Genomic DNA, 18,269 nt, shown 5'->3' with positions numbered 1-18,269 from the left:
TTCATTCACGTGCACTGCCATGAGCCGCCGACAAAACCGAACCAGGCTGGTTTTTGATACATCCCTGAGTACATTGCCGGAGCCGGATATCCGCACCATCCTGCGTGCTGCCGACCCGCTGATCACCACTGCCGGACGCGCCATGCTGATCAAAGTCCTGCGGGGTTCGCGCGCGCAGGAGGTCCTCAAGCACGGGATGGATGACAATCCCTGCTACGGCGCTTATCAGGGCCGCAGCGAGGCCGAGGTCCTGGCCATGGTCGACTGGATGATCCTGAACGATTACCTGGGCCTCGATTTTGACGGTGACTTGCCGCTGCTGTTCTATTCCCAACGTGGATGGCGCATCGAACGCGAGATTGTCGCCAACGAGCTGATAGACGGCTTCGACAAGTTGCTGGCGCAGTCCGCGCCGCCGTATGACATGCTGTATCTGAAGGACCGCAGCCGTGACCTGATATTGCTGCTGCTCGGGATCCTGCATGAACGTTCCGATCCGAAGTATGTGCCCATCCTCGAGGCGTGGGCACAGGTCGACTATGCCAAGGTGCGCAAGGAGATCGCCCGCGTCATCGGGCATCTGGGCGCGTCGGCGTCTGCGTCCCATTCTGCTGCGACTTCCAGTACTCCAGCGGCGACGTGCCCACCAGTTTCGTGAAGTCGCGCGTGAAGTGGGCCTGGTCGAAAAAGCCCAGCTGACTTGCCAGGCCCGCCAGGTCCACCGGCCCCGGCCTGGCCAGGCGCCAGCTCGCTTCCTGCAACCGGTAGCGCTGGATCACCCATTTGGGCGACACGCCCACATAATTACTGAACAGCCTTTGCAGCGCGCGTTCTTCGATCCCCATTTGCGCACACAGGGCGGCCACGCTGGCCGGGCCATCGACGGCGGCGGCGGCGGCCACCGCCTGTTCGGCGATCAGCGCGCGTGCGTCGGGCGCCGGCAGCACGGCGAGCAGCATCGCTTCGGCCGCGCCGACCATGTCGGCGTCGCCGGCGCCCCCTAACACGCGCTGTTCGGCCTCCATCGTCGGTACGCGCAGGACGTCGTCGAATGACATGGTGCGGTCGGCCAGGCGCGAGACCGGATGGCTGATGAAGGGACGCAGCGCGCCCGGCCTGAAGCGCACCCCGAGCACGCGGCCGGCGCCGGCCACGCTGCGCTCGAACGCGCCGCGCACCACGCCGTGGATGGCGCTCTGGCCCCGGTCGAACACCAGGTGCGCGTTCGGATACGGCAGCACGCGCTGGATCTCGGGCGCGCGCTCGCCCATGTTCCATTCGACGATCCAGTAGTAGTCGACAAAGTTCGCCAGCGGCGCCGCCGGAGGGTAGGTGGCCAGGCGAATGCGGCGCGCCATGCCGAGCGGATCGACGATGCCTTTCGGCGTTGCCGGGGTGGTGTCGGATTTATCCAAGATGTTTGTCGTCCTTGCGCTTACTGTGGTGGTTTCCGCGAGCGAGCACGCGTTTGCATGCGGCGCCGCCCATCCTCTAGCCGAAAGCTTGCCATGTCCTTGTTCCGCTCCAGCGCAGCCGCGCTGTCCCTGTTGGCCGTCCTGCCACCCGCCAGCGCCCAGGCGGCGTCCGTCATTGCGCGCGCCAGCGGACCGTTCGAGATCACGATCATACCCGCCGGCGCCCCCGAAAAGGAAGGCCGCACCGCCACCGCCCGCATGGCGCTCGAGAAGCGCTACGCGGGCGCGCTGGCCGCCAGCGGCAAGGGCGCCATGCTCACGGCGGTGAGCGATACCAAAGGCTCGGCGGCCTACGTCGCCATCGAGCGGGTCAGCGGGACGCTGGCGGGGCGCAAGGGCGGTTTCGTGCTCCAGCATGCGGGCACGATGCGCGCTGGGACGAGCCAGGCGACGATCACCATCGTTCCCGATTCGGGCACGGAGGAGTTAACTGGCATCAGCGGCGCCATGGCGCTCACCGTCGTCGACGGCAAGCACTTTTACGCGCTCGACTACGCGCTGCCCGACTAGCCGCGCACGGCGTCGACAAAGGCGCGCAGCGCGGGCGGCATCTGGCGGCGGCTGGGGTAGTAAAGGAAGTACTGGGACGGCGCGGGCTCGCACTCGGCCAGCAGCACCTGCAGCCGGCCGGCGGCGATGTGGGCCGCCGCATCGGCGTGATAGGCATAGGCGACGCCGGCGCCGTCGAGGGCCGCGCGGATAATCAGTTCGTCATCGTCGAACAGCAGCGCGCCGGTGACGGCGACCGAGAAGCTGCGCCCGCCCTGCGCGAACTCCCAGGCGTAGCGGCTGCCGCTGGGGAAGCGCCGGCCGATGCAGTTGTGCCGTTCCAGCTCGCGCGGCGTGCCCGGAATGCCATGCGCGGCCAGATAGGCGGGGGCGGCGACGACCACGAAGCGTTGCGGTGGGCCGAAGGGAATGGCGATCATGTCGGCCGCCAGCCGCTCGCCGAAGCGCACGCCGGCGTCGAAGCCGGCGCCGACGATGTCGAGCAGGCCGTCGTCGGTGACCGCCTCGAGCTGCACGCGCGGGTAAGCGGCGGCGAAGCGGCCCAGCATGGGGGCGAGCAGCAGGCGGGCGGCGGAGCGCGGCAGGTTGATGCGCAGGGCGCCGGCCGGCACGTCCTGCAGGCTGTCCAGTTCGACCAGGGCGTCGGCGATTTCGCCGAGCGCGGGCGCCAGCCGGGCCAGCAGGCGCGCGCCGGCCTCGGTCGGCGTCACGCTGCGCGTGGTGCGATTGAGCAGGCGCACGCCAAGGCGCTCTTCCAGCGCGCGCAGGCTGTGGCTCAGCGCCGACGCGGACACGCCGCGTTCGACGGCGGCCTGGCGGAAGCTGCGCAGGCGGGCCACGGCGGCAAAGGCGTCGAGTTCGTGCAGGTCGGTCATGGATTGATGAATCTCTCTCAGTAGTGCATGCGCAATAAGGCATCTTATCCGATCAAACGAGGCCGCGCATACTGGCCGCTCCATTCAATACACGAGGAGTTAGCTGTGATGAAAACGCGCACATTGGGTTCGACCGGTTTGTCGGTGTCGGCCATCGGCATCGGTTGCATGGGAATGAGCTTCGCCTACGGCGGCGCCGACGAGGCGGAATCGATCCGCACCTTGCACCGCGCCGTGGAACTGGGCGTGACCATGTTCGATACGGCGGAAGTCTACGGACCTTACGCCAACGAGGAGCTGCTGGCGCGCGCCTTGCGCGAGCTGCGCGGCAGGGTGACGATCGCCACCAAATTCGGTTTCCGGATCGGCGCGCAGGGGCAGGGCATGGAGCGGGTGACGGGGGTGGACAGCCGCCCGGAACATGTGCGCGAAGCGGTCGAGGGCTCGCTGGCGCGGCTCGGCGTGGAGGCGATCGATCTGCTGTACCAGCACCGGGTCGATCCGGCGGTGCCGATCGAGGAGGTGGTTGGCGTGATGGCCGATCTGGTGCGCGAGGGCAAGGTGCTGCATCTGGGCTTGTCGGAGGCGTCGGCCGACACCTTGCGGCGCGCTTGCGCGGTGCATCCGATCGCCGCGCTGCAGTCGGAGTATTCGCTGTGGAGCCGCGAGGTGGAGGACGAGGTGCTGCCGGCCTGCCGTGAACTGGGCGTGGGCTTCGTGCCATACAGCCCGCTGGGACGGGGCTTTCTTACCGGGCAGCTGGGGTCGACCGAGGCGCTGGCGGCGGACGATTACCGGCGCGGCCTGCCGCGCTTCCAGGACGCGGCGCTGCGCGCCAACGCGGCGATGGTGGCGCGCCTGGAACAACTGGCCGCCGCACGCGGGGCCAGCGCGGCCCAGCTGGCGCTGGCCTGGTTGCTGGCGCAGGGTGATCACATCGTGCCGATTCCGGGCGTGCGCCGGCTGGCCAACCTGGAGCAAAACGTGGCGGCTGCGGAACTGGTGCTGAGCGCGGCCGACGTGGCGGCGATTGGCGCCGCCGTGCCGCGTGGCGCGGTGCACGGGGCCCGCTACAACGAGAAGGAAATGGGCATGGTCGGGCTGTAAGGAAGGCGCGCCGGCTTGCGGCATGCTTGCAGGCGGGCGACCACCCAAGGGCGTCAGGCCGGCGCCAGGTCGAGCAGGTACAGCGCGCCGTCGATCTGCGCGCCGTCGACCATGGCAAGCTGCGGCAAGTCGCGCGCGTGGACGAAGCCGCATTTGCGCAGCACCGCCGCCGAGCCCTGGTTGGCGTGCGTGATCTCGGCGCGCAGTTCTTTGAGCTGCCAGGTGGTGCGCGCCAGGCCGATCAGATTGCGCAGGGCGTACGTAGCCAGGCCCTTGCCGGTCTGGTCGCGCGCGATGCGGTAGCCTACTTCGGCCGAACCTTCGGCGCGGTCGATGCCCTTCAGGTTGGCGCGGCCGACGATGCGGCCTTCGCCATCGAGCAGCACGCACGGATGCCAAGCGCCGCTGGCATGGCCTTGCAGGTACTGCGCAATGTGGCGCGCCACGCCGCCGGGCGAATAGAAGGCCGGCTCGCGCGCTTCCACATGGCGTTCGAACCAGGCGCGGTTGGCCAGTTCGAATGTCAGCAGGGCCTCGGCGTCGCCATGCGCGAGGATGCGCATGGTGTGGGCGGAGGCGCCTGTCATGCCGATGCCGGCGGTGCGCTGGCGATGGTGGCCAGCACGGCGCGCACGTGGTCCGGCACGCTCACCGAACGATTGGTTTCACGGTCGACGTAGACGTGCACGAAATGGCCCGCCGCAGCCGGCAGCGCTTCGTCGTTGCGGTACAGCGCCAGCTCGTAGCGCACGCTGGAGTTGCCCAGCTTGGTCACGCGCACGCCCACATGCACCGTGTCTGGAAAGGCGATCGAGCTAAAGTACGAGCAGCCCGTGTCGACCACCAGAGCGACCACGGTGTCGGCGTGGATATCGAGCACGCCGCGCGCGATCAGGAACTCGTTGACGGCGGTGTCGAAGAAGCTGTAGTAGACCACGTTGTTGACGTGCCGGTAGGCGTCGTTGTCCATCCAGCGCGTCGGAATCGCCAGAAAATGCGGGAACGCGGAGCGGGGCGAGTCGCGCATGTCAGTGCTTCACGTCGCTGGCGGGTATGAGCACTTCGACCGGCGTGTCGCCGACGAACAGCTGCGTGCAATCGACCTTGTCGAACGAGTAGTGCTTGCCGCAGAAGTCGCAGTCGATCGCCAACTGGCCGAGTTCCTCAAGGGCGCCGTCGACTTCTTCGCGTCCCAGCATCTTGAGCATGTTGCCGACTTTTTCGCGCGTGCAGCCGCAATGGAACTGGGGATGGGCCGGGTCGAACACGCGGATCGTCTCTTCCCAGAACAGGCGGTTCATCAGGGTCTGGATGTCGGTCGAGAGCAGTTCTTCCTGCTTCAGGGTCGAGGCCAGCATGACGGCGCGGTTCCAGGTTTCGAGTTCGTCGGCTTCGCTGCTTTGCTTGATCTGGTCTTCCTTGCCGCTGTGGCGCGGCAGCTTTTGCAGCAGCAGGCCGCGCGAGACGGTGTCGTCGGCCGCCAGCCACAGGCGCGTGTCGAGCTGCTCGGAACGCAGCATGTAGTTTTCGATGACGGTCGCCATGTCGTCGCCGTCGAGCGGCACGATGCCCTGGTAGGGCTGCTGGCCCGGCATCTTGTCGACCGGGTCGAGCGTGATGACGAAGCGCGCCTTGCCGCCCGGGTTGAGCAGCTCGGTCAGGCTGGCGTCGTCGGCCACGGTGGCGCCTTCGGTCACCTTGGCGGTGGCGCGCATGCGCAGATCGGAATCGCATTCGACCACCAGCAGGCGCACCGGCCCGTCGCCGTGGATCTGCATGATGATGGCGCCGTTGAACTTCAGGTTGGCCGACAGCAGGGCCGCCGCCGCGACCATTTCGCCTAGCACCGTCTTGACGGCCGGCGGGTAGCTGTGGCGCTGCAGGATCTCGCTCCAGGTGGCCGAAATTTCGACGAATTCGCCGCGTACGGCGGCGTTGTCGAAAATGAATTTTTGCAGGGTGTCGTTGTTATTGTTTGTAGTCATTGTTTATCCAATCTTTTTCAGTTGCGTCTTGAACAGTTGGGCGCGCGCCACGTAGCTGGCGGCGCTGCCTTCGAGGCGCGCGATGTCTTCTTCACTCAGAGTGCGCACGGCCTTGGCCGGGGCGCCGATGATGAGCGAGTAATCCGGAAATTCCTTGCCTTCGGTCACCAGTGCACCGGCGCCGACCAGGCAACCCTTGCCGATCCTGGCGCCATTGAGGATCACGGCCTGGATGCCGATCAGCGAGCCGTCGCCCACCGTGCAGCCGTGCAGCATGGCCTGGTGGCCAACGGTCACCTTGCTGCCGATGGTGAGCGGAAAGCCCATGTCGGTGTGCATGACCGTGCCTTCCTGCACATTGCTGTCGGCGCCGATCGTGATGCGCTCGTTGTCGCCGCGAAGCGTGACGCCGGACCAGACCGAGGTATTGGCCGCCAGCGTCACTTTGCCGATCAGGCTGGCCGAATCGGCGACGTAGGCGGACTCGTGAATCTCGGGCGCGTGCTCGCCCAGTTGGTAGATAGCCATGTTGGTGTCAGGAAGCGTTGGAATGGCGCTATTTTACGCCGCCCCCGCGCTTTCGACGCGGCACGGCCGTTTCTGGCCGCATCGAGGAGAGGATGTTGGGCGTTTTCTTCTAATCACAAGGCGGGACGACGCAAGCGCGTTTGTTTCGCGTAGGATAGATTTATTTTCTGACACGATTATCTTGGAGGTATCATGCGATTGTTCCCTGTTGCGCTGGCGCTGTGCGGCGCCCTGGTGGTCCCGGCGGCGGGAGCGGCCGATTTCACCACGACCGCCGGCTATGCCCAAGCATGCGGCACAGCCGCGCGCAGCGCCGTGCCGCGCGACGACGATGCGCGCGTGGCGGCTGTCATCTGCCGCGATACGGCGCTGGTGCGCCAGATCGTCACCTGGGGCACGCAGGGCTTCGCGCGGATGGAGACGCAACGCATGCCGCGCGAGGCGGTCGTGGTCGAGGTGCGCAAGGAAATCGACTACGTGATCGGCGAACTCGGCGCCACGCGCAAGCTGCTGGCCCAGGTCAAGCTCGGCAAGCGCAAGTCGCTGCGGCTCGCGCCCGCGCAATGGGAACTCGACATCGACGGCGACGGCGCCGTCAAGCTGTGGGAGAAATACCTGTTCGCCCTGCCCAAGCGCGGGCACCAGGCGTTCCGCTTCAGCGGCCCGAGCGACGACCTGGCCTATTACGAGCGCGAATACAACCTGGGCGCCGTGATCCACGTCGACCAGAGCGATATTTTATGGTCGCTCGCGTACCATCATTTCATCGAAGGCTTGCTGACCAATGTGCGCGCGTTCGAGTTGAGCGACAAATTCGATGGCATGATCCTGGCGCGGCCAGCCTTGATGAAAGCGGCGCACCAGCTGATCGCCAATGGTTTTGTGATTTCGGGCAAGATGCGCCAGGAAGTCTTGGCCGAGACCGATGACGACGAAGAGTGGATCGGCCATCCAGGGCAGGTCAACAGCGTGTTCCCGGTGCCGCTCGACACGGCCGATTTTGCCAGTTGGGGGATGATGATCAAGGAAATGTCGGCGTTGTGGCAGGGACGCACCTTGTTGCCGGCCACGCGGGGCGGGCGCGGCATGTTGGCGGCGATGGCGCCCTTGTGTCCCGAGGGGAGCGGCCTGAATGTGGCCAGCCTGTATCTGAAGCCGCCGCCGGCCGGGACGGTGTACGCGTTTCGCGATACCAAGCTGCCGACCAATAGTTGCCAGCGCATCGACAAGGCGCACCCGCTGTCGCCGTTGCCGCAGATGGCCGAGCAGGCGCAGAAATCCGATACGGGCATGGGCTTCTTGCGATATCTGTACTGGACAAACTAAGAGACGACGAAACGGGCCGCGCGCTCATCCTGATCGACGGCGTTGACATAGCGGCCATGAATTGTCTTTGGCATGGGAGGACGGGCGGCGCAGGCCGCGCCATCGGATCGGCGTTCGAGCCGCGTTTTTCCTGCTTGTTCGATGACGGCGAGTATGTCGAATGGGAATCGGATATTCAATGCTCTTGCTGGCTGCATGCGCGCATGCGCGCATGCGTCGGCCTTGGCTATTCCAATTTGGTATCTACAATGTAGATACAACTTGGGAGCCGAAGATGGAACTTTCCGTCCAAAAATGGGGCAATAGCGCGGCAGTGCGTTTGCCCACCGAGTTACTGAGCATGCTCAAGGCCACGCTGGGTGACAAGCTGATCGTTAAAGTGCAAGACAATGGTGTGTTGCTAACAGTGAAACGTCCGGTCTATGCCTTGGCCGACCTGGTGGCGCAATGCCACCCCTGCGCCCCCAAGCCGGTCGATCTTGCCGCATGGGGCAAGATGACGCCAGCAGGGCGCGAGATGTGGTAAGGCGCGTCAAATTCGAGCGCGGCGGCGTTGTCATTGTCAATCTCAACCGACCGAAGGCCATGATCAAAAAGGGAAGCGACCTGCGCTTGTGCTGTCGGCCATCAGGTGCGCATGCTCGATCTGAGGCGCACGGCGCCAAACGGGGCGAAACAGCGCCGGAGTGTGTTGTTGAAGATGCCCTGGCGCGCCTGCGGGCGATCACCGACTGACGCCCACCATCAACCCCGACTGATCCTGGTAACGGCAACGGCAACGCATAAAAACTTCTCCGGTATAATTCGAACGGTCGTTCTTTTTTATTGCCGAGTCCCTCATGAAACCTTCCCGTTCCGAATTTTTGACCGTGCGCGGCTTGCGCACCCACGTGCGCCACTGGGGCAGGGAGGGCGCGCCCAAGCTGTTCATGGTGCATGGCTGGATGGATGTGTCGGCCTCGTTCCAGTTCGTGGTCGAGTGCCTTGAGCAAGACTGGCACGTGATCTCGCCCGACTGGCGCGGTTTCGGGCTGACCGAGCGCAGCCACTCGGACACGTACTGGTTCCCCGACTACGTGGCCGATCTCGACGCCATGCTCGACCATTACGCGCCGGGCGAGGCGGTCAACCTGCTCGGCCACAGCATGGGCGGCAACGTGGTTGGTATTTACGCCGGCGCCCGGCCCGACCGGGTGCGCCGCCTGATCAACCTGGAAGGCTTCGGGATGCCCGCGTCCGACCCGAAGAAGGCGCCGCGGCGCTATGCCAAGTGGCTCGACGAGATGCGCACGCCACCCGCGCTGCGCACCTATCCGAGCCAGGCGGCGGTGGCGGCGCGCCTGCAAAAGACCAATCCGCGCCTGATTGATACGCGCGCGCAGTTCCTGGCGCAGCACTGGTCGGCGCAGAACGCCGCCGGCGAATGGGAGATTTTGGGCGATCCGAACCACAAGAAGCCGACCCCGCTCGGCTACCAGGTGGAAGAAGTGATGGCGTGCTGGTCGGCCATTACCGCGCCGGTGCTGTGGGTCGAGGCCGAGGATACCAATATGTGGCAGTGGATGGGACCGCGCGAGGAAGCGCGCATCGAGGTCGACCGCCGCCTGGGGCATCTGAAGACGGTCACCTCGCGCATGATGGCCAATGCGGGGCATATGCTGCATCACGATCAGCCGGAGCAACTGGCCAGGATGGTGGAAGCGTTTTTGGCCTAGATCGGCCGGCTTATCCGCCAGACGCCGCGTCAATCGCTCAGTCAGCGTACAATAAAGCCTGACCCAACCTGTTGCCGATCCGAGCCTTGCCTGCGTATGCTGAATGTAGATCTTCATTGTCACTCGACCGTGTCCGACGGTGTCCTGGCGCCCGCCGCCGTCGCCGCCTACGCGCATAAAGCGGGCGTGAACGCGTGGGCGCTGACCGACCACGACGAAGTCGGCGGCGTGGCCGCGGCGCGCGCGGCGGCCGATGCGCTGGGCATGCGCTTCGTGTCCGGCGTGGAAATCTCGATCACCTGGGCCAACCACACCGTCCACATCGTCGGCCTGCAGATCGACGAGAACAATCCCGGCCTGGTGCAGGGCCTGGCCGCCACCCGTAGCGGGCGCGATGCGCGCGGGCGCGAGATGGCCGCGCAACTGGCCCGCGCCGGCATTGCCGGGGCCTACGAGGGCGCGCTCAAGTTCGTCGACAATCCCGACCTGATCTCGCGCACCCACTTCGCGCGCTTCCTGGTCGAGTCGGGCGTGTGCGCGAACATTCCGGAAGTGTTCCGTAAATACCTGGTCGAAGGCAAACCCGGCTTCGTTCCGCACCGCTGGGCCACCCTGGCGCAGGCGGTCGGCTGGATCCAGGGCGCCGGCGGCGTTGCCGTGATCGCCCATCCGGGCCGTTACAAGCTCGGCCTGGTCGGGCAGGGCGCGCTGTTCGATGAATTCAAGCAGCTTGGCGGCACGGCGATCGAGGTGGTCACCGGCAGCCATACGCCGGACCAGTATCCCTTGTACGCCGAAGAAGCGCGGCGTTACGGTTTCCTGGCCTCGCGCGGCACCGATTTCCATGCGCCGGGCGAGTCGCGCGTCGATTTTGCGGCCTTGCCGCCGTTGCCGCGCAGCGTCACGCCGGTCTGGCACGACTGGTTTTAGTTGCCGGCTTAAGCGGTTCTGAAGAGCGCCGTTCTTGCCATGGCAGCGGCGGCGCGGCTCTTGTATTTGGCACCGTCAGCCTTACTTTATTCTTCCGGGGATCTCGAAAAACCTACTGCGCGGAGCAATTTTCGCCCTGCGATGCTCACCGTACCTTCGTACGGCTGCGCTTCTCGGACGAAACTTGCGCCGCTCGCTACGGTTTTTCGAGGCCCCTCCTGTTCACCAATGTCGACGCCGGGAGGCTTGCCATGAAGCGTATTTTGCTGTTCCTTGCCACTAACCTTGCCGTGATCCTGGTCCTGACCATCGTGCTCAACGTGTTGGGCATCGGGCGCGGGGTCAGTGCGTCCGGCATCAATATCGGCCAGTTGCTGGTGTTTTCGGCCGTGGTCGGCTTTACTGGCTCCATCATCTCCTTGTTGATGAGCAAAATGATGGCCAAATGGTCGACCGGCGCGCGCGTGCTACAGAACCCGTCCGGCGAAGGTGAACTGTGGCTGGTCAATACCGTGCGCAAGCTGGCCGAGCGGGCCGGCATCGGCATGCCCGAGGTCGCCGTCTACGATGGCGCGCCGAACGCTTTCGCCACCGGCGCCTTTAAGAATTCCGCGCTGGTGGCCGTGTCCACCGGCCTGCTCGAAAGCATGGACCGCGACGAAGTCGAAGCCGTGCTGGGCCACGAAATCGCCCACGTCGCCAACGGCGACATGGTCACCCTCACCCTGATCCAGGGCGTGGTCAATACCTTCGTGGTGTTCCTGGCGCGTGTGGTCGGCTTTTTTGTGGACAAGGTCGTGCTGCGCGGTAACAGCGACCGTGGTCCCGGCATCGGCTACATGGCCACCGTGTTCGTGTGCGAACTGGTGTTCGGCCTGGTGGCCTCGATCATCGTCGCCTGGTTCTCGCGCCAGCGCGAATTCCGCGCCGACGCCGGCTCGGCCAGGCTGCTGGGCAGCCCGCGTCCGATGCAGCAAGCGCTGGCCCGCCTCGGCGGCCTGGCGCCCGGCGCCTTGCCCTCGCAAATGTCGGCCTTCGGCATTTCGGCCAGCGGCAAGGGCTGGGGCGCGCTGTTCTCGACCCACCCGCCGATGGAAGAACGCATCGCCGCCCTCAACAACCTGCCTGCCGCATGAGCCAATTTTTCGCCATCCATCCCGATAATCCGCAGGCGCGCCTGATCAAGCAGGCCGCCCAGATCATTCATGCCGGCGGCATCGTCGCGCTGCCGACCGACTCGTGCTACGCGCTGGTCTGCCACCTCGACGACAAGGGCGCCGTGGACAAGCTGCGCCGCATCCGCGGCATCGACGAAAAGCACCACCTGACCTTGCTGTGCCGCGACCTGTCCGAAATCGCGGTCTACGCGCGTGTCGACAACCGCCAGTTCCGCCTGCTCAAGGCGGCCACGCCGGGGCCGTACACGGTGATCCTGGAAGCGACCCGCGTGGTGCCGCGCCGCCTGTCGCACCCGTCGCGCAAGACCATCGGCCTGCGCGTGCCCGAAAACGCCATCGCCCAGGCCCTCTTGGCCGAACTGGGCCAGCCGCTGCTGGGCACCACCCTGATCTTGCCCGACCCGGACGGCGAGGGCGATGAATTGCTGACCGACGCCGACACCATCCGCGAGCGCATCGACAAGCAGGTCGACCTGATCATCGACGGCGGCGCCTGCTCACTGGAGCCGACCACCGTGATCGACCTGACCGGCGACGATGTGGTGCTGGTGCGCCAGGGCCGCGGCGACGCCGCCGCGTTCGGACTCTGACTGTGGCTGCCGGCGCCGCCGCGCCCGGCCCGCGCGCCCGCCCTGCCGGAAGCGGGCGATGAGCAGCTCTTACCACACGCTGCTGGCGCTGCTCGTGCTCGCGATTCCGGTGCTGTTCGCCATTTCCCTGCATGAAGTGGGACATGGCTTTGTGGCCAACTACTTCGGCGACACCACCGCCGCCGACGAAGGTCGCCTGAGCATCAATCCGCTGCGCCACATCGATCCCTTCGGCACCGTGCTGTTGCCGCTGATGTTGTACTGGCTGATCCAGTTGCCGTTCGGCTATGCCAAGCCGGTTCCGGTCGAGTACGACCGCCTGCGCAATCCCAAGAAGCACATGGCCTTCGTGGCGCTGGCCGGCCCGGCCGCCAATTTCCTCATGGGCGTGCTCTGGAGCGTCATCGGCGTGCTGCTGGTCGCCGGCGGCGTCACCGAGCGCTTCTTTTACGACATGGTGCGCGCCGGCGTGGCGGTCAATGCCGTGATGATGGTCTTCAACCTGCTGCCGATCCCGCCGCTCGACGGCAGCCACGTGTTGGCCAGCATCTTGCCCGAGCGCGTGCTGCGCATGCTGCCGACGGTGCCGCCGGACGGCGGGCGCAGGGTGGCCAGCCTGTTGCCGCCCGGCCTGCTGGCGGCCCTGCCCAAGCGCGCGCTGCGCCTGGTCAATGACGTGGCCGTGCTCGACGTGCTCATCTTCACCGCCTTCATCCTGCTGATGCGCCTGCATGTGCTCGACAGCTTCCTGTTCAAGGCCATGACGGTGGCCAGCGCCGCCTTCGCCAAGGTCGCCGCGCCCCTTGCCTGGCTCCTCTCAATGGCACGCGGATAGCCGCCTGCTCTTGCCTGTTACTCTATAAAGGAATTTCCCATGACTGACGCACTGACTAACGCCGACGCTTCCGCGTGGATCGCCCGTTTCGCCCCGCTGGCCCGGCGCGGCGAGGCGCTTGACCTGGCCTGCGGCACGGGCCGCCATGCGCGCCTGCTGGCCGCGCTCGGCCACCCGGTCATTGCGCTCGACCGCGATCCGGAGGCGCTGGCCGCGGCCGCCGGCCCCAGCATCACCACCCTCGAATTCGACCTGGAAGACGGCACCGCGCCCTGGCCTTTCGAGGACGGGCGCTTTGCCGTGATCGTCGTCACCAATTACCTGCACCGGCCCTTGATTCCGGCGCTGGTGCGCAGCCTGGCGCCGGGCGGCCTGCTGATCTATGAAACCTTTGCGGGCGGAAACGAAGCCTTCGGCCGTCCGAGCAACCCGGCGTTCTTGCTGCACGAAGGCGAGCTGCTGCGCCAGGCGGCGGCCCATCACCTGCGCGTGCTGGCGTTCGAAGATGGTTTTACCAGCGTGCCGAAGGCGGCCATGGTGCAGCGCCTGTGCGCTTGCGGGGCCGATTTTGCCCGCGAAGACGCGCGTCTTGACGGGGGCGCGGCGGTGACCGAGGCGCGATTCTAGTCAACAATGAACCATTCGGGCGGGCGATCCGCTACAATCAGGACTTTATTTACCAGCATAGTTACCTACATATGATCAAGGGCAGCATAGTAGCAATCGTCACCCCGATGCATGCAGACGGCAGTCTGGACCATCCGGGCCTGCGCAAGCTGATCGACTGGCACATCGCCGAGGGCACCGATGGCATCGTCATCGTCGGCACCACGGGCGAATCGGCCACCGTCAGCGTCGAGGAACACTGCGAACTGGTCAAACTGGCCGTCGAGCATACCCGTGGCCGCATTCCGATCATTGCCGGCACCGGTGGCAATTCGACCTCGGAAGCGATCATGCTGACCGACTATGCCAAGAAAGTCGGGGCCGATGCCGCGCTGGTGGTCGTTCCCTACTACAACCGTCCGACCCAGGAAGGCATGTATCGCCACTTCAAGGCCATCGCCGAAGCGGTCGACCTGCCGATCATCCTGTACAACGTGCCGGGCCGTACCGTGGCCGACATGAGCAACGACACCGTGGTGCGCTTGTCAAGCATCCCGAATATCGTCGGCATTAAAGATGCTACCGGCAATATCGGGCGTGGCCTGGAACTGCTGCGCAATGTCGATAAATCGTTCGCCGTGTACTCGGGCGACGATCCGACCGCGATCGCGCTGATGTTGTGCGGCGGCGCCGGCAATATTTCGGTCACGGCCAACGTGGCCCCGCGCGCCATGCACGAGCTGTGCGCGGCCGCGATGGGCGGCGACATCGCCCGCGCCGTCGAGATCAACAACACTGTCATGCCGTTGCACCAGAAACTGTTTATCGAGCCAAATCCGGTCCCGGTCAAATGGGCCCTGGCGGAAATGGGCCTGATGCCTGCCGGCATACGCCTGCCCCTGGCGCCGCTCGGGCAAGACTGCCACGACGCGGTCCGCGGCGCGCTGCGCGACGCCGGCGTCCTACCACAGCCCTGACCCGCAAGGGTCGGATCATCCCAGACACCAGCTGCCTTTCAGCTTCTCATTCAGTAACGACATGACTATTCGCAATACATTAACAATGGCCAAGGCCCCGGCATTTTCTCCTGCAGCGACGCGTGGCCTGGTGCTGTCGGCGCTGATGGTCAGCCTGTCCGGCTGCGGCATGATCAGTTCCGTGATTCAACAGGACAAGCTCGATTACCGTGGCGCCAAGAAGGCCGCGTCGCTGGACGTGCCGCCCGACCTGACCCAGCTCGAGCGCGACAACCGCTACGCCATTCCCGAAACGCGCGGCGTGGCGTCGGCCTCGACCTACCAGCAGCCGAAGGGCACGACGGCGGCGCCGGTGGCTGGCGGCCAGCCGATCGGTGCGAACGGCACCGACGCCGTGCGTGTCGAGCGCAGCGGCAACCAGCGCTGGCTGGTGGTCAACCAGACCCCGGAGCAACTGTGGCCGCAGCTCAAGCAATTCTGGGCCGATTCGGGCTTTACCGTCATCAATGAGTCGGCCGTCACCGGCACCATGGAAACCGACTGGGCCGAGAACCGCTCGAAGATTCCGCAAGACTTCATCCGCCAGTCGATCGGCAAGGTCTTCGATTCGCTGTACTCGACCGGCGAGCGCGACAAGTTCCGCACCCGCCTCGAGCGCACCGCGAACGGCACCGAAATCTACATCAGCCATCGCGGCGCGGAAGAAGTGCTGGTCGGTTCGCAAAAGGATTCGACCACCTGGACCACGCGTGCGAACGATCCGGGCCTGGAAGCGCAATTCCTGAGCCGTTTGCTGGCCAAGCTGACCGGCGTGGCCGATGTCAAGCCGGCCGAAGCGGCCGTGGCGGCGGCGCCGCAAGCGCCGCAAAACGCCAAGCTGCTGGGCGATTCGGTCGAAGTGGCCGAAGGATTCGACCGCGCCTGGCGCCGGGTCGGCCTGGCGCTGGACCGGGTCGGCTTCACGGTGGAAGACCGCGACCGGGTGCAGGGCGTGTATTTCGTGCGCTATGTCGATCCGGACCTGGCCGAGAAAGATGGTTTCCTGAGCAAGCTGTTCAGCTTTGGCTCCTCGTCCGACAAGGCCAAGGAAGCGCAGCGTTTCCGCGTGGCGGTCAAGACAGAAGCGGGCGCGACGGTGAGCAAGGTGACGGTGCAGAGCAACGATGGCAAGCCTGAAACCTCGCCAACCGGCGCCAAGATCTTGAAACTGCTGAGCGACGAGTTGAAGTAATCGTGTACGCAGGAATGAAAAAACCGGCCGAGGCCGGTTTTTTTACGTCGCTGGCGCTGGTCTCCGATGCGGATCGGAGGCCAATTGCCACTTCACGAATCGCCAGACGAAAAAAAACCGGCCCGCAGGCCGGTCTTTTTCAAATCGTGCTGATTAGTGCGCAGCCGATGCAGCAGCCGAAGCTGCGGTCGATGCGGCAGCCGAAGCAGCAACAGCAGCGTCAGCAGCAACCGAAGCGGCCGAAGCGGCAACTGCAGCAGCAGTAGCAGCGTCAGCAGCTGGAGTTGCTGGAGCTTCAACTACTGGTGGTGGGGTAACGGTAGCAGGAGCTTCAACAGCTGGGGTCACTGGAGTAACTGGGGTTTCTTCTTTTTTGGTGCAAGCAGCCAGGGCTACAGCCAGCAGGGAGACGATCAGCAAAGATTTTTTCATGGGTTTTCCTTAGTTAATGCACTAAATGATGACAACGTATATTGCGATGAATAATTACCGGTAATTATCGCTCGTTAGGGAATTCTCGTTAGCTTTCGTACCTATAATGGTGCTTGACAGACAACGGAAACTTCCTAACCCGATATTATAGCTAAATTTGGTGCTTCGCAATAGCACCATGATGCTTTTATGGAAGCTTTTTGCGAAGTGGCAACATTCATATTGTGATAAAAGTCATCTTTATGATCATTTCATCGGCTAATTTGCTGCATCTCCAATTTATATTCTGATCGGCCTGTTTTGGGCCTTACAAACCCTTACAAACCAGTCGTGGTCGGATGTAACGTTGAAACGGCCTCGATCCAGATTGCCCCGAATCTTTCTTGGCTGAGATCGGTAGCCGCCGGCGCATCGAAAGCCGCTTCCCCGCGCATGTGGTCGCTGTGAAAGCGGCGCACGATGTGCGTGCCGTCGGCGATGCAGAAGGAATCGGTCAGGTGATGCAGCGAGCGCGGCGTCGCCCTTACCTCGATCTTGTGGTTGAACTCGCGCAACAGGCGCACGAAGCGCGGACAGTTGCGCTCGATATGGGCGCTGTCATGCATGGCCAGCTGCATGGCGCCGCCGCCGGCGAGAAAACGGCGCAGGGCGGCATCGGTCTCGCTGCTTCCAAGAGGAAACACCGAAAAATCCGGATCGAACATTTTCAGCGTCACCTGCGCGCGCCCCAGGCAGTCGCGCAGCTGCGCCTCGAATTCGGCGTGCGAGTTGAACTTATGAACGGCGGCGTCGGTCATGGCAGTGTCCTTGAGAGCGTATGCGTCAATATCAAGCGAGTTCGATCCATCCATCCTGGTACCAGGTATACAGCGCTTCCATCACATCGTCGGAGGCGCCGTCCAGGGCCGCGCCGCCGATGGTCCGTTCGTTGGCCAGCACGTCGAGCACGGCCTTGTCGGCGCGGCCGACGGCAAACGATTCGCCGTTGATGAACACGTGCTTGCCACGATACAGCATTTGCGACTTGAGCGAGAGCGCCACGCCGCGCTTGGCGACGGCCTCGGCGAAGCGTCCCATGGTGAGCGGCTTGGCCGGTCCCGTGAAGAACACATTGTGCTTCGGCTCGGACATGTGCTCGCCGACGAAAATGGTCACGTCTTCCTCGGTGAAGCGCACCTTGTTCATTTCTTCGGTGATGGCGGCGAGCATGTTGCGCGGGATTTCGGCCGGATTTTTTGCCACTTCCAGGTCGGGATCGGCGTAGCGGCCCGGCAGGTCGATCGAGTCGGCCATGAACTGGAGAAACGCTTCACCCAGTTCCTGGTAGGACGGCGAACGGAAACCGATCGAGTACGTCATGCAGTCGCCCTCGGCCACGCCGTCGTGCGCGTAGTGGGGCGGCAGGTACAGCATGTCGCCCGGTTCGAGCAGGAATTCTTCTTGCGGCTTGAAGTTTTTCAGGATTTTCAGCGGCTTGCCCTCGACCAGCGACAAGTCCTTCTGCGCGCCGATGCGCCAGCGGCGCTTGCCGTGTGCTTGCAGCAGGAACACATCGTAGGAATCGAAATGCGGACCGACCCCGCCGCCATCGGTGGCGTAGCTGATCATCAGGTCGTCCAGGCGCGCGTCCGGGATGAATCGGAACTGGCGCAGCAGCGCGTCGCAGCCCTTGTCGGCCAGGTTGGCGCCTTGCACCAGCATGGTCCATTCACGCTGCGTGCGCGGTGGCAATTCGGTCAGCGGACCGTGCTGCATGCTCCAGTCGCCGTCGACCTGGGTGATCAGGCGCGATTCGACATGGTTCAGTTTGGCAAGCGCGGCCAGCGCGTCCAGCTTGAGCAAGGGCTTGAAGCCGGGAATTGCCTGGCGGATCAAGAGCGGTTTCTTGTGCCAGTAATCGCGTAAAAACTGGGCGGGCGTGATATCGCCCAAGAGCGTTAATTTTTTCATGCGACATTATAACCAAGTC

At 64.6% G+C, this 18,269-nt stretch carries 23 protein-coding genes; 14 read left to right on the top strand and 9 right to left on the bottom strand.

The features are described 5' to 3' along the window. Positions 1-19 precede the first annotated feature (19 nt). Positions 20-658, top strand: a complete 639-nt coding sequence (locus tag F0185_RS21105; RefSeq protein WP_167227789.1) for an RQC-minor-1 family DNA-binding protein — start codon at positions 20-22, stop codon at positions 656-658. Here F0185_RS21105 and F0185_RS21100 read toward each other — a convergent pair. Further along, complete coding sequence (locus F0185_RS21100; RefSeq protein ID WP_229477119.1) at positions 570-1,415, bottom strand: helix-turn-helix domain-containing protein; 846 nt, start codon at positions 1,413-1,415, stop codon at positions 570-572. The genes F0185_RS21105 and F0185_RS21100 overlap by 89 nt on opposite strands. 93 nt (positions 1,416-1,508) lie before the next feature. Here F0185_RS21100 and F0185_RS21095 point away from each other — a divergent pair, with 93 nt between their 5' ends. Next, positions 1,509-1,985 (top strand): DUF3224 domain-containing protein, encoded by a 477-nt coding sequence (locus F0185_RS21095; RefSeq protein ID WP_167227787.1) that lies wholly within the window; start codon positions 1,509-1,511, stop codon positions 1,983-1,985. Here F0185_RS21095 and F0185_RS21090 read toward each other — a convergent pair. After that, a complete protein-coding gene (locus tag F0185_RS21090; RefSeq protein ID WP_167227785.1) occupies positions 1,982-2,860 on the bottom strand; it encodes a LysR family transcriptional regulator in 879 nt (292 codons plus the stop codon). The genes F0185_RS21095 and F0185_RS21090 overlap by 4 nt on opposite strands. Positions 2,861-2,968: 108 nt before the next feature. Here F0185_RS21090 and F0185_RS21085 point away from each other — a divergent pair, with 108 nt between their 5' ends. Then, a complete protein-coding gene (locus tag F0185_RS21085) occupies positions 2,969-3,967 on the top strand; it encodes an aldo/keto reductase (protein WP_167227783.1) in 999 nt (332 codons plus the stop codon). 53 nt (positions 3,968-4,020) lie between these two features. Here F0185_RS21085 and F0185_RS21080 read toward each other — a convergent pair whose 3' ends face one another. The 4 genes from F0185_RS21080 to F0185_RS21065 are packed head-to-tail and all read right to left on the bottom strand — an operon-like array spanning position 4,021 to position 6,480. Beyond that, a complete protein-coding gene (locus tag F0185_RS21080; RefSeq protein ID WP_229477118.1) occupies positions 4,021-4,554 on the bottom strand; it encodes a GNAT family N-acetyltransferase in 534 nt (177 codons plus the stop codon). After that, a complete protein-coding gene (locus tag F0185_RS21075) occupies positions 4,551-4,994 on the bottom strand; it encodes an acyl-CoA thioesterase (protein WP_223164549.1) in 444 nt (147 codons plus the stop codon). Before F0185_RS21075 ends, F0185_RS21080 begins: the two co-directional genes overlap by 4 nt. A gap of 1 nt (position 4,995) precedes the next feature. Next, complete coding sequence (gene hslO, locus F0185_RS21070) at positions 4,996-5,952, bottom strand: Hsp33 family molecular chaperone HslO (RefSeq protein ID WP_167227781.1); 957 nt, start codon at positions 5,950-5,952, stop codon at positions 4,996-4,998. 3 nt (positions 5,953-5,955) lie between these two features. Continuing rightward, a complete protein-coding gene (locus F0185_RS21065) occupies positions 5,956-6,480 on the bottom strand; it encodes a gamma carbonic anhydrase family protein (protein ID WP_167227779.1) in 525 nt (174 codons plus the stop codon). A gap of 192 nt (positions 6,481-6,672) precedes the next feature. On the opposite strand from F0185_RS21065, the gene F0185_RS21060 reads away from it, so the two are divergent. Continuing rightward, complete coding sequence (locus F0185_RS21060) at positions 6,673-7,806, top strand: hypothetical protein (protein WP_167227777.1); 1,134 nt, start codon at positions 6,673-6,675, stop codon at positions 7,804-7,806. On the opposite strand, the gene F0185_RS21055 is transcribed toward F0185_RS21060, so the two are convergent. Further along, positions 7,803-7,985, bottom strand: coding sequence for a hypothetical protein (locus tag F0185_RS21055; protein WP_167227775.1), 183 nt, complete (start codon positions 7,983-7,985; stop codon positions 7,803-7,805). The two genes, F0185_RS21060 and F0185_RS21055, sit on opposite strands and share 4 nt — an antisense overlap. A 95-nt stretch (positions 7,986-8,080) precedes the next feature. On the opposite strand from F0185_RS21055, the gene F0185_RS21050 reads away from it, so the two are divergent. From F0185_RS21050 to F0185_RS21005, 10 genes are all read left to right on the top strand, one after another. Next, positions 8,081-8,332 (top strand): AbrB/MazE/SpoVT family DNA-binding domain-containing protein, encoded by a 252-nt coding sequence (locus F0185_RS21050; protein WP_167227773.1) that lies wholly within the window; start codon positions 8,081-8,083, stop codon positions 8,330-8,332. 313 nt (positions 8,333-8,645) lie between these two features. Further along, positions 8,646-9,521 carry an alpha/beta fold hydrolase gene (locus F0185_RS21045; RefSeq protein WP_167227771.1) on the top strand — a complete coding sequence of 292 codons (876 nt, stop codon included), beginning with the start codon at positions 8,646-8,648 and terminating at the stop codon, positions 9,519-9,521. A 96-nt stretch (positions 9,522-9,617) separates the two neighbouring features. After that, positions 9,618-10,451 (top strand): 3',5'-nucleoside bisphosphate phosphatase, encoded by an 834-nt coding sequence (locus tag F0185_RS21040; protein WP_167227769.1) that lies wholly within the window; start codon positions 9,618-9,620, stop codon positions 10,449-10,451. 251 nt (positions 10,452-10,702) lie between these two features. Then, complete coding sequence (htpX, locus tag F0185_RS21035) at positions 10,703-11,587, top strand: protease HtpX (protein WP_167227767.1); 885 nt, start codon at positions 10,703-10,705, stop codon at positions 11,585-11,587. Continuing rightward, a complete protein-coding gene (locus F0185_RS21030) occupies positions 11,584-12,219 on the top strand; it encodes an L-threonylcarbamoyladenylate synthase (RefSeq protein ID WP_167227765.1) in 636 nt (211 codons plus the stop codon). The genes htpX and F0185_RS21030 overlap by 4 nt, the downstream gene beginning before the upstream one ends. 58 nt (positions 12,220-12,277) lie before the next feature. Further along, positions 12,278-13,054: a site-2 protease family protein gene (locus F0185_RS21025; protein ID WP_187362603.1), complete on the top strand. Its 777-nt coding sequence runs from the start codon at positions 12,278-12,280 to the stop codon at positions 13,052-13,054. 39 nt (positions 13,055-13,093) lie between these two features. Then, entirely contained in the window at positions 13,094-13,681 is a 588-nt protein-coding gene (locus F0185_RS21020) for a class I SAM-dependent methyltransferase (RefSeq protein WP_167227762.1), read from the top strand. Positions 13,682-13,752: 71 nt separating this feature from the next. Then, the gene (gene dapA / locus F0185_RS21015) at positions 13,753-14,637 is read left to right on the top strand and encodes a 4-hydroxy-tetrahydrodipicolinate synthase (RefSeq protein ID WP_167227760.1); all 885 of its coding nucleotides are present in this window, start codon (positions 13,753-13,755) and stop codon (positions 14,635-14,637) included. A gap of 61 nt (positions 14,638-14,698) precedes the next feature. Continuing rightward, on the top strand, positions 14,699-15,868 hold the full coding sequence (bamC, locus tag F0185_RS21010) for an NlpB/DapX family lipoprotein (protein ID WP_229477117.1): 1,170 nt from the start codon (positions 14,699-14,701) through the stop codon (positions 15,866-15,868). Between the two features lie 14 nt (positions 15,869-15,882). Next, positions 15,883-16,134: a hypothetical protein gene (locus tag F0185_RS21005; RefSeq protein WP_167227758.1), complete on the top strand. Its 252-nt coding sequence runs from the start codon at positions 15,883-15,885 to the stop codon at positions 16,132-16,134. Positions 16,135-16,617: 483 nt separating this feature from the next. Here F0185_RS21005 and F0185_RS21000 read toward each other — a convergent pair whose 3' ends face one another. Further along, a complete protein-coding gene (locus F0185_RS21000; RefSeq protein WP_167227756.1) occupies positions 16,618-17,097 on the bottom strand; it encodes a DUF7931 domain-containing protein in 480 nt (159 codons plus the stop codon). A 31-nt stretch (positions 17,098-17,128) separates the two neighbouring features. Beyond that, positions 17,129-18,250, bottom strand: a complete 1,122-nt coding sequence (locus tag F0185_RS20995) for a cupin domain-containing protein (protein ID WP_167227755.1) — start codon at positions 18,248-18,250, stop codon at positions 17,129-17,131. Positions 18,251-18,269: the final 19 nt, after the last annotated feature.

Origin of the sequence: Massilia rubra, from assembly GCF_011682065.1 — a bacterium.
Lineage (GTDB): Bacteria > Pseudomonadota > Gammaproteobacteria > Burkholderiales > Burkholderiaceae_D > Telluria_A > Telluria_A rubra.
Note: the sequence above shows the minus strand (reverse complement) of the source record. Positions and strands in the feature narration are given on the sequence as shown.

Coding starts and splice junctions, on each gene's coding strand:
- F0185_RS21105 (WP_167227789.1), top strand. CDS start 20: ATGAGCCGCCGACAAAACCGAACCAGGCTGGTTTTTGATACATCCCTG.
- F0185_RS21095 (WP_167227787.1), top strand. CDS start 1,509: ATGTCCTTGTTCCGCTCCAGCGCAGCCGCGCTGTCCCTGTTGGCCGTC.
- F0185_RS21090 (WP_167227785.1), bottom strand. CDS start 2,860: ATGACCGACCTGCACGAACTCGACGCCTTTGCCGCCGTGGCCCGCCTG.
- F0185_RS21085 (WP_167227783.1), top strand. CDS start 2,969: ATGAAAACGCGCACATTGGGTTCGACCGGTTTGTCGGTGTCGGCCATC.
- F0185_RS21080 (WP_229477118.1), bottom strand. CDS start 4,554: ATGACAGGCGCCTCCGCCCACACCATGCGCATCCTCGCGCATGGCGAC.
- F0185_RS21075 (WP_223164549.1), bottom strand. CDS start 4,994: ATGCGCGACTCGCCCCGCTCCGCGTTCCCGCATTTTCTGGCGATTCCG.
- hslO (WP_167227781.1), bottom strand. CDS start 5,952: ATGACTACAAACAATAACAACGACACCCTGCAAAAATTCATTTTCGAC.
- F0185_RS21065 (WP_167227779.1), bottom strand. CDS start 6,480: ATGGCTATCTACCAACTGGGCGAGCACGCGCCCGAGATTCACGAGTCC.
- F0185_RS21060 (WP_167227777.1), top strand. CDS start 6,673: ATGCGATTGTTCCCTGTTGCGCTGGCGCTGTGCGGCGCCCTGGTGGTC.
- F0185_RS21050 (WP_167227773.1), top strand. CDS start 8,081: ATGGAACTTTCCGTCCAAAAATGGGGCAATAGCGCGGCAGTGCGTTTG.
- F0185_RS21045 (WP_167227771.1), top strand. CDS start 8,646: ATGAAACCTTCCCGTTCCGAATTTTTGACCGTGCGCGGCTTGCGCACC.
- F0185_RS21040 (WP_167227769.1), top strand. CDS start 9,618: ATGCTGAATGTAGATCTTCATTGTCACTCGACCGTGTCCGACGGTGTC.
- htpX (WP_167227767.1), top strand. CDS start 10,703: ATGAAGCGTATTTTGCTGTTCCTTGCCACTAACCTTGCCGTGATCCTG.
- F0185_RS21030 (WP_167227765.1), top strand. CDS start 11,584: ATGAGCCAATTTTTCGCCATCCATCCCGATAATCCGCAGGCGCGCCTG.
- F0185_RS21025 (WP_187362603.1), top strand. CDS start 12,278: ATGAGCAGCTCTTACCACACGCTGCTGGCGCTGCTCGTGCTCGCGATT.
- F0185_RS21020 (WP_167227762.1), top strand. CDS start 13,094: ATGACTGACGCACTGACTAACGCCGACGCTTCCGCGTGGATCGCCCGT.
- dapA (WP_167227760.1), top strand. CDS start 13,753: ATGATCAAGGGCAGCATAGTAGCAATCGTCACCCCGATGCATGCAGAC.
- bamC (WP_229477117.1), top strand. CDS start 14,699: ATGACTATTCGCAATACATTAACAATGGCCAAGGCCCCGGCATTTTCT.
- F0185_RS21005 (WP_167227758.1), top strand. CDS start 15,883: ATGAAAAAACCGGCCGAGGCCGGTTTTTTTACGTCGCTGGCGCTGGTC.
- F0185_RS21000 (WP_167227756.1), bottom strand. CDS start 17,097: ATGACCGACGCCGCCGTTCATAAGTTCAACTCGCACGCCGAATTCGAG.
- F0185_RS20995 (WP_167227755.1), bottom strand. CDS start 18,250: ATGAAAAAATTAACGCTCTTGGGCGATATCACGCCCGCCCAGTTTTTA.